Consider the following 17651-nt stretch of genomic DNA (forward strand, 5'->3'; position numbering starts at 1 on the left):
CTTGCGGAGCCAGAAGTGTCTGAGCGCGTTACGGCAGGGAACCCTGGTTCCGTTCATGGGGCGTCCATTGGCTTGAGTACTACCAGTGACGCCATGGTCGGTCGTGGACAACGAGGCCTCTACATTGTTGTCAGTCTCTCGATCGCCTTGGCTCTTCTTGTCGTCCTTTGTCTTCAAGTCGGAAGCCAGTATATCGATCCCATCACAATACTGTCGTTACTTGGCCACGCGATCCAGAGTGGGGACGTGAGTCGCGAGTCGATAGGGACCACGGGGACAATTCTGTTCCATGTTCGATTGCCCCGCGTGCTGTTGAGCATCATCGTTGGGGCCAGCCTCGCATCCGTCGGTGCCGTGCTCCAAGCGCTCTTGCGTAATCCGCTTGCGGACCCTTATGTCCTGGGCATTTCTTCCGGATCGGCGCTCGGCGCCTCTTTAGCGATGTTGTTCGGCATCGGCACCTCCTTTCTGGCATTGACAGCGTTGCCGCTCTGTGGATTTGCGGGCGGGTTGATCTCGCTCATCGTGGTCTATCGAATCGGCTCCTCGGGGGGTCGTCTTCCCGTCCACAGTTTGCTCCTGGCAGGAGTCATCCTCAATGCGATTTTCACGGCTCTCATTATGTTTATTACGTCCATCATGGAACCGAACCGCTCCTTTGGGATGATGGCGTGGCTCATGGGGACGCTTTCGACGCACGTCTCGTCGGGACTGACGATTCTCTTGGTCTATGTGCTGATCGGGTTGCTCATTCTTTATAGCCAAGCCACCACGCTGAATCTCATGACGCTGGGGGACGAGTCGGCGCGCTCGCTGGGTGTCGAGACCGAGCGAGTCAAGAAACTTATGTTTGTGACGTCGGCCATGGTGACCGGTGCGGTCGTGTCTGTGAGCGGCATGATCGGCTTCATCGGCATGGTCGTTCCTCATGCCGTACGTCTGGTGTTGGGAGCGGACCATCGGCTCCTGTTTCCAGCCTCGGCCTTGGTCGGCGGCATGTTTCTACTTCTTGCCGATACAGCCGCACGCACGCTCTTATCGCCGACGGAGATTCCCGTGGGCATCATCACCGCGCTTACCGGAGGCCCCTTCTTTATCTATCTGCTCATGAGGAAAAAAGGGATGTGGTCGTGACCGTTGGAGTGAGCTGGACCCGTACCCGGTCCACTCGTTCATCATAGGGGGTACGAAAAAGTTTAGGACGAACATAGCAGAGAGAAGCCCATCAGCGTCGGGGAAGATGGTGTAAAGCCATCACGGTGCCGCCACTGTAAGCGAGGAGTGCTTCCGCAATCTGCCACTGTGTGCCAGCGCACATGGGAAGGCCCGGAAGCGCGGCGATCCGCGAGTCAGGAGACCCAACTGATGGACATTCTACTCAGCCCTTCGAGCATAGGGGAGGTAGAGCATGGACCGGAGCCGACAGGACTCGTCCGTATTCGGATGGGTCGGTGTACTGATTATCTTTCTTGCAGCGGGTGTTCCCAATGCGTTTTCAGAGAACGGTGAGCAGACAGAGGATATCCTCGAAGCTCCACAGGTGGTGGTGACGGCGACGAAGACCCCCACTCCCATAAGCCAGGTGACCAGTGCGGTGGAAGTGATCACACAGGAAGCCATCGAACGGCAGAAATTCAAGACCGTCGCCGATGCGTTGCGATTAAGCCAAGGATTGACGGTGTTCTCAAACGGAGGTCCGGGCACGGATACGAGTGTGCGCATCCGTGGCGGCAGCAATACGCAGACGCTCGTCCTCATTGACGGAGCCATCGTCAACAGTGCCACGCAGGGGTATTACAATTTCGGCAATCTCACCACGGACAACATCGAGCGAATCGAAATTCTCAGGGGCGCTCAGAGCATGCTGTGGGGATCGGATGCCATGGGCGGGGTGGTCAATATTATCAGCAAGCGAGGTATGGGCATTCCGCAAGTGAGCGCCTTCTTTGAGTACGGATCGTTTCTGTCCATTCGCGAAGGCGGCAACGTGGCCGGGCAAAAAGGCCCGGTTGACTTCTCCTTGTCACTGTCCCGCTGGGACTTCACCGGGTTTTCCGCCGCCGATTACCGGCTGGGTGCGGCTGAACGTGACGCGTTCCGGAACTGGCAAGGGTCCTCGAAGGTCGGGATTGCCATTCCCCACGATGGGCGGTTGGAATTGGCCTTTCGCTGGCTGGAAGGTCATGTCAATCTGGACAACGTGTCGAATCCGCCTCGCGATGTCTTTGGGTCGCAAACCAGGGAGCAGGAGTTCATCTATACCGGCACCTATGACCAGCGGATTACGAACTGGTGGTCTCAAAAAGTGACGCTCGCGCGCGATGAAGACCACTCGTTGTTTCTTCCGGGCACGTTGCAAAGGAACCTAACCACTGGAGTGTTCAGTCAGCCCTTTGGAGGCGCGAATCAGACACGCACCCTCTCCAATCGGATTGAGGTGCAGGAAAACGTCCAGGTTGGAAAGCCGTTGCTCCTGACCGCCGGCTATCAATTCCGCGAACAACAGGGCGAGAATGACACCGGCCTCTCGAGCAAGATCGTTCGGTCCAATGCGGGATTTGCTCAGGCGCAGCTCAATCTGTTCGACCGGGTCTTTGCGACGGGCGGCATACGACAAGATAGTTACAATATCTTCGGAGACGCGACGACCTACCGGCTGACGGGTGGCTATATACATCGTGAAACGAATACCAAGCTCCGATCCAGCTATGCGACGGGCTTTCGCGCGCCGGCCATCAATCAGTTATTCTTTCCGAATTTCGGCAATCCAAACTTAGGACCGGAAAAAAGTCAATCGATGGATGTCGGGATCGACCAAGGGCTGTTTGGGGACCGTGTTCGTCTCAGCCTGGGCTATTTCTGGAATCGATACCGCGATCTCATCGTCAATAGCCTGAACGATCCAACTTGTGCGCCGTTCAGCACCTTTTTACAATGCCCATTGAATATTGGCTCGGCCGTCACAAAAGGATGGGAGGCCGGCGCGACGGTGTCGCTGATTCGTGATCGGCCGTTCATTAAAAACCTAGAGATCCAGGGCCAATACACCAATACCCTCACGCGCGACCTCAGCAATGCACTACGCTTGCCGCGATGGCCGGTCGATCAGTGGAGTGCGCTGCTGAACTATCAGCCGATCGATGCACTGGTGGTGACGCTCGCCGCTCGTTATGTGGGTTCTCGCTTCAACGACATCCAGAATCGTCAGAGCCAGAAGGCCTTCGATGTCTGGACGCTTGCGGCGAGTTACGATGTGACAAAACGGATTCAGCTCTATACCCGGGCAGAGAACCTCTTTGACGAAAAGTATGAAGAGATATTGAATGCGGGCACGGCGGGACGATCGATTTATGCCGGCATGAAAGCCACGTTGTGAGGCCAATGCAATGAACGTGACGAACACGGTCGACACACCGAAGCCTTTTCCTCGACTGGTCATCGCCGGCACACATAGTGGAGTCGGAAAAACGACAGCGACGCTGGCCATCCTGACGGCATTGACCACGCGCGGTCGCCGCGTGCAACCGTTTAAGGCCGGTCCAGACTTCATTGACGCAGGCCATCACAGCGCAGTGACGGCGCGGCCATCGCGCAATCTGGACGGTTGGATGCTGGGGGCATCGCTGAATCGCGACGTTTTCGTCCGCGCAGCGGCTGACGCGGATCTCTCCGTTATCGAAGGCATGATGGGATTATTCGATGGAAGCTCGGCAACCGAAGACACGGGCAGCACCGCCGCATTGGCGAAGCAGTTGGACGCCCCCGTGTTGCTGGTCGTCGATGGGAGCGCAATGGCACGCTCTGCCGCGGCCATGGCAAGTGGATTTGCGCGTTTTGACTCCAAGCTGAACGTGCGGGCTGTGCTGTTCAATCGGATCAGCGGCGAAGGACACTATGCGCTGCTCAAGGATGCGGTAGAAGCCGAAACAGATCTTGCCGTCGTTGGATACCTGCGGCCTGATGCGACCGCAACGATTCCTGACCGGCATCTTGGCCTGACGACGGCGATAGAACACGGTTCAACGGACCTCTACCAGCGGCTCGCCCGGGCCGCGATGCAGACCGTTGATCTGGATCGGATCGAAGCACTGGCTCGATCTTGTAGAGGGCTCTTCTCGCCGCCGCTTCGAACGCCTGGACCTCATCGAGGACAGACAATCCGCGTCGGGCTCGCCTACGATCCGGCCTTCTGTTTTTATTATCGAGACAATCTTGATTTGCTTGAAGCGGAAGGGGCGGAACTGGTCACGTTTTCTCCGCTCAGAGATCAGGCTCTTCCCGCAGTTGATCTGCTCTATCTGGGAGGCGGCTATCCCGAACTCTACGGGGAGGCACTGGCCGCCAATGCCGCCATGCGACAGGCGATCCGCACGTTTTCAGAGCGTGGGGGGCCGATCTACGCCGAATGCGGCGGACTGATGTATTTGACACAGGCTATCCGCGACTTTGAAGGGCGATCGCACGACATGGTCGGTGTCTTTCCAGCCGAGACGGCGATGAAGCGTCCCGGTCTGACGCTTGGATATCGAGAGTTGGAGCTGACGCGGTCATGTATGTTAGGGGCGGTAGGCCTCACAGCACGAGGGCACGAGTTTCATTATTCTTCATTGAGACCGATCGGACCTCTTCACTATGCGTGCAGACTGACCGATGCGAAAGGTGAGCTTCGAGGACAAGATGGTCTGATGACAGGCAATACGCTCGCGCTCTATACCCATCTCCACTTTGGCAGCCAGCCAGAGGTCCCGCGTGCGCTTATCAGCTCCGCACGCAACGCCGCTTCGCGGAGACACGAGAACCAAGGAGGAGCGCGATGACAGAGAGTGCCGAGCACAAAGCCCGCATGGAGCGACTGAAGACATCGGTGGATCGCCGGATCGAAGCTGCGCAGGAGGAAAGAGGCCTGGTGATGGTCTATACAGGCGCCGGCAAAGGAAAGACGACAGCGGCGCTCGGCATGGTGTGGCGCTGTCTTGGACATGGTATGAAAGTGGCCGTCGTACAGTTCATCAAGGGGGCGATCGATACGGCAGAAGAACGGGTATTGAAGCGCTTCGGCGAGCAAGTCACGTTTCTCCGCATGGGCGAGGGGTATACCTGGGAGACCCAGGATCGAGATCGCGATACACGGTTCGCACAACAAGCCTGGGAAACCGCGTGCGGCTTTCTGCGTGATCCCGCATATGCGATGGTGATTCTCGACGAGTTCAACATCGTCCTCCATCACGGTTATGTGCAGTGGTCCACTGTCTTGCCCGTTCTCGATGCTCGGCCCCCGATGCAACACGTCGTCATCACCGGACGAGGCGCGCCGGCCGATCTGATTGAACGGGCCGATCTTGTGACGGAGACGAAGCAGATCAAGCACCCCTTTCGAAAGGGAATTAAAGCTCAGCCCGGCGTAGAATTTTGAGCCGCGCAAGGGATAAGGGAATTGAGTGAGGGAGATATGGGTATCGATAAAACATGTGAGCGCTGCGGGCTGACGTTCCAGTGTGGGGGTCCCGGGTGTTGGTGTATGCAGGTGCCGCTGACCCATTCGCAGCGCGAGGGAATTGCCATGCAGTTTCTGGACTGCCTGTGCCCCCACTGTCTGCCGCAGGTCGCATACAAGGGTTCACAGGCGATCACCGATATCCGCTTAAATGAGAGCGGCGGGAGGGACCAGCCGGAGCCTAAACGCTGAAGGAATCCATGGCTGCGCGTACGTTGATGATTCAGGGAACCGCATCGCACGTAGGGAAATCGGTGCTCACGTCGGCCTTGTGCCGGGTCTTTCAACGGCGAGGGCTCAGGGTGGCGCCGTTCAAGGCTCAGAATATGTCCAACAATTCGTTCGTGACACCAGATGGCAAGGAGATCGGGCGCGCGCAAGCCGTGCAGGCTGCCGCCTGTCGTCTTACCCCCCGGACGGATTTCAATCCGATCCTCATTAAGCCCTCAGGGGATTGTCAGGCGCAATTGGTCGTGCACGGAGAAGTTGCGGGCTCGCTGACGCCCTCCTCCTTTGGGCGTCTTCGGCGCGAGCACTTTGCCACCGTCTGTGAGGCGTTTGCGCGATTGTCCGCTGAATTTGATCTCGTGATCCTGGAAGGCGCCGGCAGCCCGGCGGAGATCAATCTGCATGAGCAGGACATCGTCAACATGCGTATGGCACAGGTCGCCCATGCCCCTGTGTTGCTCACTGCAGATATTGAGCGCGGCGGCGTCTTTGCCGCACTGGTTGGCACACATCTGCTGCTTCGAAAAGAGGAACGGCCCTATGTGAAAGGTTTCATCATCAATAAATTCCGTGGCGATCCCTCGTTACTGACACGGGGCATTACGGACGTCGAAGCCCGCCTCACGGTTCGGTGCCTTGGTATCGTGCCGTATTGGAACGATATGTACGTACCCGAAGAAGACTCGGTTGGATCGCCTGCCTTGTTTGGTGATGGGAAAAGACTCCGTCCCGGAGGAGTCAGGGCGACTGGGTGCGATGAGGATGGCGCTCCGGAGCGGCTCGCCATTGGCGTGGTCGACCTGCCACACCTCTCGAACTCGACGGATCTCGAAGCCTTGGCACGGACACCGGATGTCCATCTCATTCGAGTCGTCGATGCGAGCACACATCCACTGGATGCACTCATCATTCCTGGGACGAAACATACGGCAGAGGCGCTCCATTTCGTCAGAGATCGAGGCATCGATCATCTTGTGAAACGGGTCGTCGACGACGGAGGAACCGTAATGGGGCTGTGTGGAGGATTTCAGCTTCTAGGCCGACTCATCTTAGATCCTGATCGGGTGGAATCGACCCAACCGGCGCTGAAAGGGCTCGGCTTGCTCGATGTCGTGACGACGTTTGAGCGGGAGAAGCGCACACGGCAGGTCTGCGGCATTCATGTACAGACCGGCTGCAGTGTCGAAGGGTACGAAGTCCACATGGGGCAGACCGTCATCGGCCGTGATATGAGTCCTTTCCTCGAAATTAGAACGAAGGGCGAGACGGCGTCTAGAAAGGACGGTGCGGTGTCACATCATGGTGGGGTCATCGGCACGTACGTGCATGGCGTGTTTGATGCGCCGGACTTTCGCCGCGTCTTTCTGAATCAACTTCGCCAACGAAGGGGATGGGCACCGCTTCCCCTCACGGAGGAGCTCTCACTTGATCGCCGCCTGGACACGCTCGCGGATTTCGTCGAGAACCATCTAGATCTAGTTGCCATTGAGAGGATTATTGAGCAGGGAGTGTAGACGATATGGATGTCGAAGGCCAAACAGGGCGATTGATCCTCGTGGTTGGAGGTGCGTCATCCGGGAAAAGCGCGATGGCGCTCACGCTTGCGGGCGTCGGCACGCCGAGAGCCTTCATCGCGACTGGTCAGCCGCTCGATGAAGAAATGACCGAACGGATCAGACGTCATCAATACGAACGAGGGCTAGACTGGGAGACCGCCGAGGTGCCGGTTGAGCTTGAACAGTGGTTCCTAGCCAACGGCCGGTCCTACCGAATCATCGTCTTGGACTGCCTCACACTCTGGCTCAGTAACCTACGAGCCCATGGCGTGCTGGACGAACAGATCCCGGAATTGGTGCGTGCGCTCTTAGGCGCCATCCGTGCATCAGCGGCGCGAGTCGTCGTGGTCACAAACGAATTGGGTTTAGGCCTGGTTCCGCTTGATGCGTCCGTGCGAGGATTTCGAGATGTCGCTGGAAAGACGAACCAGCTTTGCGCAGGTGAAGCCGATGAGGTGTACTTCATCGTGAGCGGGATGCCGATTCAAATCAAACCATTCGGGACAGCACATGTGAGGGCTGGGCAATGACACTGGCAGAAACCATTCGCAATATTCGCCCTGTCAATCAGGCCTGTATGAAACGAACGCAGGCGCGACTGGATCATCTGACTAAACCCAAAGACAGCTTGGGGCGCTTGGAGGAGTTGGCCGTTCGATACGTCGGTATCACGGGTGAAGAACAGCCGAAAGTTCCATCGGCCGCCGTCCTGACCTTTGCGGCCGACCATGGTGTAACGGATGAGGGCGTGAGCGCTTATCCTCGAGAAGTCACGGCCCAAATGGTGCTGAACTTCCTCAGAGGCGGCGCGGGGATTAATGTGCTCGCCTCGCATGTCGGCGCAGACGTTCGGGTGGTGGATATTGGCGTGGACCACGACTTTGGGATGTTGCCAAGATTGATCGCCAAGAAGGTAGCGCGGGGAACCCGGAACTTCTTGCGTGAGCCAGCCATGTCCAGAGAGCAGGCAATGGAAGCGCTGGAAGTGGGCGTGGTGTTGGCGTCTCAACTTGCGGATGAGGGGATTGGCCTGTTAGGAACCGGAGAAATGGGGATCGGGAACACGACTCCCAGTGCAGCCATTACAGCCGTCTTCACAGGGGAATCGGTTGTACAGGTGACCGGGCGGGGCACCGGCATCGACGATCAAGGCTTTCAGCGCAAAGTTGAGGTGATCGAGCAGGCGATCGCAAGACACCATCCCAATCCAGACGATCCCATCGATGTACTGGCAAAGGTCGGCGGGTTGGAAATTGCCGGGCTCGCCGGAGTCATCCTAGGCGGTGCAGCGCGTCGGATTCCGGTGGTGCTCGACGGATTTATCGCCGGCGCAGCGGCCCTCATTGCGGTGAAGTTGCAGCCGCACTGTCGCCACTATCTGATTGCCTCCCATCAATCGCTGGAACGTGGACACGGCGCGATCTTGAAGCAAATCGGACTCATGCCGCTCTTCGACCTGAGCCTTCGCCTCGGAGAAGGAACGGGCGCCTGTCTTGGTATCGGGCTGGTACAGGCTGCCATCAAAATCTTGACGCAGATGGCCACCTTCGATGAAGCGGGCGTGTCCGAGCGGGGGACCTAAGTCTATCATGGCTCGCTCGTTAGTCATCGCATGGCACTTTCTCACGGCGGTTCCATTCATCCGTCAGACTCGTGCCCCCGACTCATACGAGTGGGCGCGTTCCATGGCCTGGTTTCCCTTAGTCGGTCTGGCGCTTGGCGGCATCCTCGCCGCCGCCGCCATCGCACTCTCACCGGTGTTTTCCCGCCAGGTGACGGATGCGTTGCTCATCGTGCTGCTCGTGGTGCTCACGCGTGGACTGCACCAGGACGGCCTGGCCGATACGCTCGATGGATGGCTTGGTGGTCGTTCCCCGGAGCAACGGTTAATGATCATGCGTGACTCCAGAATCGGCACGTTTGGCGCCACCGGTCTCATACTGGCGTTGGGGCTGCGGTATGTGGGACTGACCGCCTTGCCGGATGCCGGTCGTCTTTCCATGTTGACTTGCCTGCCGGCGATCGGTCGATGGGCCATGGTGATCGGGGCATTCCATGTGCCGTATGCCAGACCGGAAGGGGGGCTAGGTCAGCCGTTTCTGCGATATCTCACCGGCCGCGATGTCCTCGTGGCGACGCTGTTGCTGTCCGCTCCCCTCATGCTCGCGGTGGGTCCAATTAGAGGGATGGCTCTCATGATTGTGGCGGCAGCGACCGCTCGTGCAGTGGTGATGGTCGCGCGTCGCCTGTGTAGCGGGATCACCGGCGATATGCTGGGCCTCATCAATGAGTGTGCAGAACTCGGGTTCTTATTACTGGCGCCGGTAGGTTTGAGTTTCTTATGACGGCTGGAATGTTGATTGCGGCCGTCGTGCTCGATGTGTCGTGCGGAGACCCCCAGTGGCTTCCTCATCCGGTGCGCCTCATGGGACGAATGATCGCATGGTACGAGCGCGGCATGCGGCGCCTGGTCTCTCGCCGGATGGCCGAAGTTGGGGCCGGGGTCGTGCTCGCCGTGGGGTTGCCGGCTTTCTGGTATGCAGCGAGCTATTGCCTTCTTGAGTTTTCGATGGCGACTCATGTGATCATCGGGCAAATCGCAGGAGTATTGCTGGCTTCTACCGCATTGGCAATCCGTGATCTGAGCGATCACGCGGTCGCCGTGGCTCGTGCCCTTGACGAGCCCTCCCTCGACGAGGCCCGTCGCGCAGTGGCTCACATTGTCGGTCGCGATACGGCCGGTCTTTCTGAACCGGAGATTGTCCGCGCCACTATTGAGACGATCGCAGAGAGTACGTCGGATGGCGTGATCGCGCCCCTCTTCTATCTCGTTATCGGCGGTCCTCCCTTGGCCCTCGCGTATAAGGCCGTCAATACATTGGACTCTATGGTCGGACACCTTGACGCGCCCTATCGATACTTCGGCTGGGCTTCGGCGCGGCTGGACGACCTCGCCAACTGGATTCCGGCTCGTCTTTCGGCGTGGCTGCTCATCGCGGCAGTCGCTTTCCGGTTTGGAAGTGTGGCTCGCATGCGGTATGCCTGGACGGTGTTCCGTCGAGATGCCTGGAAGCACCCAAGCCCCAATAGCGGCCGACCGGAAGCGGCGATGGCCGGGGCACTTCAAGTACAGTTAGGCGGGGTGAACTACTACGGCGGCACACCCATGCCGCGTCAGGTGTTGGGAATGGCTGAGCAACCGCTGACCTCATCTCGCATTCGTGAAGCCGTATCCATCATGTGGCTCACCTCGTTCCTCGGGGCAGGTGTTGCCGTGTGTCTTTTGTTCTGATCATGCATATGCACGGTGGAAATATTTATCTGGCAGCTCGGGAACGTGTGTGTCAGCCTCAGGACATCCTCGACTTCAGCGCCAGTATCAATCCGCTTGGGCCATCCCTTCGAGCCATTCGTGCTCTTCGGCAAGGGTTCTGGATGGTGCGTCACTATCCTGATCCCGTGGCGCATGATCTCCGTCGAGCTTTGGCAAAACACTTCGGCATCGATCCGTCGTGCTTTCTTATTGGGAATGGCTCATCAGAGCTCATCTATCTCCTTCCGATAGCGCTGTCGCTTAAACGAGCCCTCATCGTTGGGCCGGCCTTTTCGGAATACGCCCGGGCGATGAATCAATGGGGAGGGCAGTGCTCGTATGTGCACGCAGAACGAAAGGACCAGTACCAGCCATCTATCCAAAAAATTATAGACGGCCTTGATGATCGCCGCGCAGCCGTGGATGCCGTGTTCCTGTGCAATCCCAACAGCCCGACCGCTCAGGCACTGAGCCGGCATGAGGTGCTTCAGGTCGTGCAATGCGCGGCCAAGCACGGCTGTTGGATTGTGTTGGACGAGACGTTCATCGAATTTTGTGAAGAAGAGTCCCTCTCGCGTGAAATTGCTCAGCACCCTCGGCTGCTGGTGCTCCGCAGCTTCACGAAATTCTACGGGTTGCCAGGCCTGCGGATTGGATATCTCGTGAGTCATCCTCATGTGATCCAGCAAGTGCAAGCGCATCAACCACCTTGGTCCGTTAATGCCTTGGCGCAAAGAGCGGCACTGGCAGCGCTCACGGATCGGGGGCATCGGCGGAAGAGTTTGGCCTTTATGAAGGAAGAACGGGAGCGCTTCAGCCGAGCCCTGATGTCGCTGCCTGGCATTCATGTCTTTTCGTCGTCGGCGAATTTCCTCTTGCTGGAACTGCCTCAGGTGCTTGCTGCGTCCACGGTGGTGGAGACACTTCGGCAGAGCCGGATCCTTGTCCGCGATTGTTCAGATGTGCCGGGGCTCAACCAATGGACCATCCGCGTGTCAATCAATACCGCACGTAACAATGATGCATTACTTGCAGCCCTTCGGCTAATCTATGAAACCTGACATGGGGACGGCCCGCCGTGCGTGGTCTCAATTCACGACCCGCTTTTCGATCATACAGCAGTCTCTCGTGATTGATCTTCGAGAACGGCGCCGCATTCTCTCGTCCGCGCCACGCGGGGGAGGGTTCGTTCGAGCCCGGTACGTCATCAACCATCAGGTCGATGCCAATCCTATACGGTCCGATCCTCCGGCACCCATGTGTGAGTGGGGGGACCCAGCCCGCTATTTAGGTTCAATAGCGAGGAAGGTTGGGGTCACACACGATTGTGTGGGGCTGATGACTGCCGTGCCCATCAGGCGATTGATCGCCCTGCGTGAGCAGGTAGAAGGCCTGTGGGTAGAAGGGTTTTTCACGGTGGGCGTGACTAATGCTGTTCGCGCCGGTGATTCAATCAGTGCCGGACAAGACTATAACCCGGGGACCATCAACATGGTAGTCGTGACGAATGCGCGGCTCACCCGATCCGCGATGGTCTGCGCCGTTCAGGTCGTGACTGAGGCCAAAACGGCAGCCCTCTTTCGTGCGAACGTGCATTGTTCGAAAGGAAACGCCGGCGCAACGGGCACCGGGACGGATGCAACCGTGATCGTGTCCGGCGATGGTCCTGCTCTCAAATTTAGTGGCACTCATACCGTGATAGGCATGATGCTTGGACGACTTGTGTTGCGCGGGCTTCAGAAAGGTTTACGACGGTAATACGTTCGTCCACCTCCGAGGTCTCTCCGCTATGCTTCTCAACGATTTAGTCATCTGCTCGAGTAATTGATGCCCCCATCTTTCTGGTCTTTTGTGTCAGGCAACGCTACACTGTTCTGACCAAGGCGGTGTACCAGTACCTCACAAGGGAGTCACCATGGCGAATCGCATTCAACGGTATGGATTCGGCGTCATGTGCCTGCTCGCATGGGTTGTCTTCTCTCAGGAAGTTCCCGCATCGTTCCCGTCACAAGGCGATCCTGCCGTGTCCTCAGGATCGCAGCGATTTGTTGCCGCGTCTGATGGCACAGTGGTTAAAGACCTGCAAACCGGGTTCACGTGGGAACAATCACCGGATTTCTCCTACAGCGTCTGGACTGAAGCCATCGCACACTGCAAGGCCAAAACCGTGGGTGGGCATACAGGGTGGCGCTTGCCATCGATCAAGGAACTCTCAACTCTCATTGATTCCTCACAGAAAGATCCGGCGCTTCCGTCCGGCCATCCGTTTGGCAACAATAAATCTTCGATCTTCTGGTCGTCGACACCGTCAGAGACCGATGATATGGTCGCCTGGCATGTCAGTTTTTTCACCGGGGAAGCGGTGACCGATCAAAAATCACAAACGCGGCGCGCGTGGTGCATGTTAGCAGAAAAGGCAACACCGCGCCCATGATTCAGATCAAGCGTGCCTATCAGGAGCCAGGTCCTCGAGACGGGATACGAATTCTGGTCGATCGATTATGGCCGCGTGGTATCAAAAAAGAAGCGGCGCACATCCAAGAGTGGCGCAAGGACTTAGCCCCCAGTGATGCGCTTCGTCGATGGTTCAAGCACGATCCAGGAAAATGGTCTGAGCTTCGTAAGCGATATCGAAAGGAACTCAGCGGTAAAAACAAGATGGAAGAACTTCGTCAGCTTGCCGGCTTCGCGAAACGAAAGCGGATCACACTGGTCTATGGGGCTACTGACGAACAGCATAACCAGGCCGTGGTCTTGAAAGAACTACTCGACGAGTTGGCCTGATGTCTTGACAGCTCAGCCAACCCTCACCTATTCTCCGATGACCATGCCGATCCGTCGATTCTCTGTGACAACATCCCGTGATCCTGCACCTCTGATTATTCCCCGGCCGCTCGTGACGAAACTGATGCAATTGTACGATTATCCCGATCCGCGGAAGGCTGACAGGATGATCCGCGGCTACGACCGGCCGCACGCCGTGCGCACTGCCCGGATGTGTGCTGCAGTTGCGAGACGGCTCGGGCATCCACCGGAGCGGGTAATGCAATATCAGATTGCCTGTCTGCTTCACGACCTGGGCCGGGCTGGATTGGATCGTCGGTTGTTTGGGGCGATCTGGTCGTGGGCCAAGCAACACGGCATTCCAACGCGACCAAGAGAATGGCGCGCAGTTCATCCCGAAACGCGGTACGGGCAGGAAACGGCCGCGTTTTGGAAACTCTATGCGCCAGCATTGAAAGACGCCGGTGTGGCCATCGATGACTGGACTCGCGAGCAGGTCGAGATGCGATTGGGCTATGCTCGCCGGCTCTCGCGCCGCCTTCGTGCCGCCAAGCCTCTTCTCAAGGGATTATCGGTGCGTTGGGAGTCCTGGATGGAGCTCGTCATGCTCTACTATTATTATCCGGAAAAGATGAAGGGCGCGCCATCATGGGTCCGTCAATTGGCGGAAGTGCTCGTGGCCTGTGAACAGTTTGAAGCATACAGCAATCGCCGGCGAGGGGCCGATTACTACACGCGTCGGCGTGAAAGTGTCGAAGAGGCACTGACCTATCTGACGAAGTTGAGGTTGGAGGGCATCTTAAGCCACGGTGTGGTGGACGCGCTCGTCTCGCTCGCGAGCGAAGGCGCGTTCGATCGCATTCTGACAGAAGCAAGAGGCATACCGCTTTCGCCGCGGGAGAAGCGGTATCTCCGCGCGATGACCCCTGGAGGAGGAGCATGACGGTAAAAAGCATTCCCATGCGCCTCGCCATGAGAGGGGAGACCCACGTTGAAAATATCACCTCACAGGTTCAGAAGGCCGTGGAAAGTAGCGGGCTCATAGCCGGTATCGTGACGGTCTTTATCAAGCACACCACCGCATCGGTCATGATCATTGAAGACGAGCCCGGCATACGGGCCGACACAAAGTCATTTTGGGATCGGATGATCCCGGCGGATCCCGCCTTACAACACAACACGCGCAATGCCGGAGAAGACAACGGACACAGCCATCTCCGGGGGCAGCTCCAAGGTCCCTCGATCGTCGTTCCATTTACTGACCGAGCGCTTCTGTTGGGAACATGGCAGCAGATAGTGGTGGTTGATTTCGATACGCGCGTCCGCACACGTGAGTTGATCGTGCAAGTGCTTGGCGAATAGCCTCCTCGCCGACACCGCCGACCCTGCGGCGACATCCATTTACAGCCACACCAACCAGACCGCCAGAGGCCTCTGACGGTTCGTATCTCTGTTATGGTAAGAGAAGAACGGATTTAATTAGGAGAGGACAACATGAACGTGAAAAGCTTCCTCTACGGTAGTGTGCTGGGCATGCTGGTCGCGGCTGTGCTCGGGCAGTTAAGCGTGACGGCCGAAAGCAAGCAGGCGGATATCCCACTTGGTATTCCGCCAGAGGCTGTTGCGGCGTACGTCCATGCCGTCATTCAGGCTGACCGGAAAACGTATACAACTCTGATTGTGGAACGGATGCAGATGCGCGGCATAGTCGTGGCATCGGAAAACTGGGAACAGCGGGGAACGCTGCCATTGCCGGTCCAGTTTCTCAATGAATCGGCCAGATTGGTGGCGGAAGATCAGAAAGGGGTCTCATTTCGGCTGATTAGCCTTTGGCCCATCAACCAACGAAATGGACCGGCGAACGATTTCGAACGAGAGGGGCTCCAGGACGTTCTCAGGCAAGGAGATCGTCCTCATACGGGCATCATTACCAAGGGTGGAGTGAGATACTTTCAAGCGGTGTTTGCCGACAGGGCGATCTCTCAAGGTTGCGTTGGATGCCACAATAGCCATCCGGGAAGTCCTAAGACGAACTTCAAGCTGAATGATGTCATCGGTGGAATGGTGATCACGCTGCCGCTATAAGAAGTTTTCGGCCAGCATGGCACCGCGTCTGTCAAAGGGCGTATTGGTCGTGCATCCTCACGACGATACGACTGATTTTTTCTAGGACGCCATAGCTACATGCAGTCCAGCAACTTTTCCTGCCTCAGCTATACTTATCTTCAAGCAGAGCGACTGACACGACTCATCACGTAGTTCTTCATCGCTTTGATTCTCGTATAAAGAAGCGACCACTGGTGATATCAGGTTTGTAAGTAGCTGAATTCAGGTATGTCCGCGCATTGTGCTCGCTTCACTCTAAGCAAGTCGGCATGCCGGTTCGACATATGAAGAGTTCCTTCTATTTCAGCTAGCATGATCCGACTTCCCCGCTTACTTAAAACAAACGGCATTCGTGTCCGGCGTGGCGTAGGCGGCCTGTATCTGGCCATGGTGGTGTATCTCTGTGGACTCGCAATCCTTCCGCCTCTGTACGCCCAGACAGGGCATCATACTCCACGTCAGATGCTCGAGAGCGCCAGGGCTTTTGAAGCCCAACAAGAATATCCTGAGGCCATTTCTGCCTATCGCGACTATCTAGTGGTCCGACCCGACGATGACGAGGCACGAAATAGCCTAGCGAAGTTGTTGGGATGGCAGGGGTACTATGATCAAGCCGTCTCATTGTATCGGGACATCCTTACCCGGCATCCTCTGGATCTGGAGGTCCAGACGGCCCTAGCCCGCGTGCTGTCATGGCAGAAACATTTCGATGAAGCGCAACAGATTTTCGAGGCCGTTCTCCGTGACGATGTGAATCAATTGGATGCGATGAGCGGTCTGGCGGACGTGCTGTTCTGGACCGGCCGTGGACGCGAGGCATTGCCGTATTATAAACAGGTGTTTGCGGCCGCTCATGATCCGGAAATTGGCAAGCGGATTGACGTGATCAATACCGAACTGCTCGCTGGTCCTTCCTCCACGGCGGCAACGACTGAGGCGAGCGGCGTTCAGCTTGAGCAGAGTGGTGCAGCACGCCGTCTCGCTGAAGTTCGAAAGTTGGAAGCCGGCAAACAATATGGGGAGGCGATCGCTGCCTATCGCATCTACCTGATGCAACGACCGGACGATGACGAAGCGCGGGCCGCGTTAGCGCGACTCTTGGCTTGGGAAGGGAACCACGCTGAAGCCGTGGTCATGTATCGGGATATCCTGAGTCGACACCCCGCCGATGTTGATGTTCGAATCGCCCTGGCTTTGACGCTATCGTGGCAGAGGCGCTTTGAAGAAGCACGTCAACTCTATGAGGGTGTGCTACACGACGATCCAGAGAATCGTGAGGCAAAGAAGGGTTTGGCTGACATCACCTTCTGGCAGGGAAATCGTATCAAGGCGCTCGAGCTGTACGAGTCGCTCTATGCCGAGACAGCTGATCCGGACGTGGCCCGACAGATTAAGGCCGTCAAAGAAGAACTTGTCGCCTCTCCTCGAGCACCGGTAGGTGAAAAGGTAGGCCGCCTCCGTCTCCCTTACCGCGATTACGCCAAGATCGGCTATGGCCATTATTCGTACACGAAAGGCATTCCGGATGAGCGGGATGTGTTGGTGGAGGCGGGGACCTCCATTGGAAACAAGACCCTTATAGCGAGGGTAGAGGCTCTCAACCGCTTCGGGTTCCATGACACGCCGGTATCGGCGGAATTTTATAGTGCGCTATGGAGCCGTGCATGGGGCTATATTGGGGCGCAAGCCACTGCTAATCCAAATTTTGCCCCCAACTATTCGGCCGTCGGTGAGGTGGCCCAAGGTCTCGGCGCCGTCCATTCTGCCCTATCCTGGCTGGAACTTTCCTTCGGATATCGGCACCTCCTGTTTAAGAAGGATAATATCGATCTCTTACTTCCCAGTCTGACCGTGTACTTCCCTTACAACATCTGGCTCACAGAAAAAGTCTATTTCGTACCGGATACGGGCTCCATCACCCTGGCTTCACAACTGACATGGCGGCCGCAAGACCGGCTGCAGTTCTTCGCCTCCGGGTCATTCGGGACATCGGGAGAACGCATCGTGGCGACGCAAGACTTCACGAGAGTTCAAAGCCGGACCATCCAAGGAGGTGTGACGTTCCCGCTTACGTCGCGGCTTTCGGCCGAGGCATCGGGGTATTACGAGGATCGCGGAATTCTCTATGTCAGGCGCGGTGGCATGATTAATCTCATTGTTCATTGGTAAC

18 protein-coding genes and 1 riboswitch are annotated in these 17651 nt (G+C 57.3%); all 18 genes read left to right on the forward strand.

Annotation, left to right across the window (positions count from 1 at the left end):
- The first annotated feature begins 15 nt into the window (after positions 1-15).
- The 18 genes from ACWHYZ_RS06140 to ACWHYZ_RS06225 all read left to right on the forward strand — a co-directional run bounded on the left by ACWHYZ_RS06140 (position 16) and on the right by ACWHYZ_RS06225 (position 17650).
- Complete coding sequence (locus ACWHYZ_RS06140) at positions 16-1134, forward strand: FecCD family ABC transporter permease (protein ID WP_447986401.1); 1119 nt, start codon at positions 16-18, stop codon at positions 1132-1134.
- 75 nt (positions 1135-1209) lie between these two features.
- A riboswitch (cobalamin riboswitch) is annotated at positions 1210-1381 on the forward strand.
- Between the two features lie 27 nt (positions 1382-1408).
- Complete coding sequence (locus ACWHYZ_RS06145; RefSeq protein ID WP_447986402.1) at positions 1409-3376, forward strand: TonB-dependent receptor plug domain-containing protein; 1968 nt, start codon at positions 1409-1411, stop codon at positions 3374-3376.
- A gap of 10 nt (positions 3377-3386) precedes the next feature.
- Complete coding sequence (locus ACWHYZ_RS06150; RefSeq protein ID WP_447986403.1) at positions 3387-4817, forward strand: cobyrinate a,c-diamide synthase; 1431 nt, start codon at positions 3387-3389, stop codon at positions 4815-4817.
- On the forward strand, positions 4814-5413 hold the full coding sequence (cobO, locus tag ACWHYZ_RS06155; RefSeq protein ID WP_447986404.1) for a cob(I)yrinic acid a,c-diamide adenosyltransferase: 600 nt from the start codon (positions 4814-4816) through the stop codon (positions 5411-5413). The genes ACWHYZ_RS06150 and cobO overlap by 4 nt, the downstream gene beginning before the upstream one ends.
- A gap of 36 nt (positions 5414-5449) precedes the next feature.
- Entirely contained in the window at positions 5450-5686 is a 237-nt protein-coding gene (locus ACWHYZ_RS06160; protein WP_447986405.1) for a cysteine-rich CWC family protein, read from the forward strand.
- Positions 5687-5694: 8 nt separating this feature from the next.
- Positions 5695-7236 (forward strand): cobyric acid synthase, encoded by a 1542-nt coding sequence (locus tag ACWHYZ_RS06165; protein WP_447986406.1) that lies wholly within the window; start codon positions 5695-5697, stop codon positions 7234-7236.
- A 5-nt stretch (positions 7237-7241) separates the two neighbouring features.
- Positions 7242-7808, forward strand: a complete 567-nt coding sequence (locus tag ACWHYZ_RS06170; protein ID WP_447986407.1) for a bifunctional adenosylcobinamide kinase/adenosylcobinamide-phosphate guanylyltransferase — start codon at positions 7242-7244, stop codon at positions 7806-7808.
- Positions 7805-8860 (forward strand): nicotinate-nucleotide--dimethylbenzimidazole phosphoribosyltransferase, encoded by a 1056-nt coding sequence (gene cobT, locus ACWHYZ_RS06175; protein ID WP_447986408.1) that lies wholly within the window; start codon positions 7805-7807, stop codon positions 8858-8860. Before ACWHYZ_RS06170 ends, cobT begins: the two co-directional genes overlap by 4 nt.
- A 7-nt stretch (positions 8861-8867) precedes the next feature.
- A complete protein-coding gene (gene cobS / locus ACWHYZ_RS06180) occupies positions 8868-9623 on the forward strand; it encodes an adenosylcobinamide-GDP ribazoletransferase (RefSeq protein WP_447986409.1) in 756 nt (251 codons plus the stop codon).
- Entirely contained in the window at positions 9620-10570 is a 951-nt protein-coding gene (gene cbiB, locus ACWHYZ_RS06185) for an adenosylcobinamide-phosphate synthase CbiB (protein ID WP_447986410.1), read from the forward strand. Before cobS ends, cbiB begins: the two co-directional genes overlap by 4 nt.
- Positions 10555-11652, forward strand: a complete 1098-nt coding sequence (gene cobD / locus ACWHYZ_RS06190; RefSeq protein ID WP_447986411.1) for a threonine-phosphate decarboxylase CobD — start codon at positions 10555-10557, stop codon at positions 11650-11652. The genes cbiB and cobD overlap by 16 nt, the downstream gene beginning before the upstream one ends.
- Before the next feature lies 1 nt (position 11653).
- A complete protein-coding gene (locus ACWHYZ_RS06195; protein WP_447986412.1) occupies positions 11654-12349 on the forward strand; it encodes an adenosylcobinamide amidohydrolase in 696 nt (231 codons plus the stop codon).
- Between the two features lie 157 nt (positions 12350-12506).
- Positions 12507-13025 (forward strand): Lcl C-terminal domain-containing protein, encoded by a 519-nt coding sequence (locus ACWHYZ_RS06200; protein ID WP_447986413.1) that lies wholly within the window; start codon positions 12507-12509, stop codon positions 13023-13025.
- The gene (locus ACWHYZ_RS06205) at positions 13022-13375 is read left to right on the forward strand and encodes a DUF488 domain-containing protein (RefSeq protein WP_447986414.1); all 354 of its coding nucleotides are present in this window, start codon (positions 13022-13024) and stop codon (positions 13373-13375) included. The genes ACWHYZ_RS06200 and ACWHYZ_RS06205 overlap by 4 nt, the downstream gene beginning before the upstream one ends.
- A 64-nt stretch (positions 13376-13439) precedes the next feature.
- Positions 13440-14318, forward strand: coding sequence for a hypothetical protein (locus tag ACWHYZ_RS06210; RefSeq protein ID WP_447986415.1), 879 nt, complete (start codon positions 13440-13442; stop codon positions 14316-14318).
- A complete protein-coding gene (locus tag ACWHYZ_RS06215; RefSeq protein WP_447986416.1) occupies positions 14315-14737 on the forward strand; it encodes a secondary thiamine-phosphate synthase enzyme YjbQ in 423 nt (140 codons plus the stop codon). Before ACWHYZ_RS06210 ends, ACWHYZ_RS06215 begins: the two co-directional genes overlap by 4 nt.
- Before the next feature lie 132 nt (positions 14738-14869).
- A complete protein-coding gene (locus ACWHYZ_RS06220; RefSeq protein WP_447986417.1) occupies positions 14870-15460 on the forward strand; it encodes a Tll0287-like domain-containing protein in 591 nt (196 codons plus the stop codon).
- A gap of 333 nt (positions 15461-15793) precedes the next feature.
- On the forward strand, positions 15794-17650 hold the full coding sequence (locus ACWHYZ_RS06225; RefSeq protein ID WP_447986418.1) for a tetratricopeptide repeat protein: 1857 nt from the start codon (positions 15794-15796) through the stop codon (positions 17648-17650).
- The last annotated feature ends 1 nt before the right edge of the window (position 17651 follow it).

It is taken from the genome of Nitrospira sp. Nam74 (assembly GCF_965152615.1).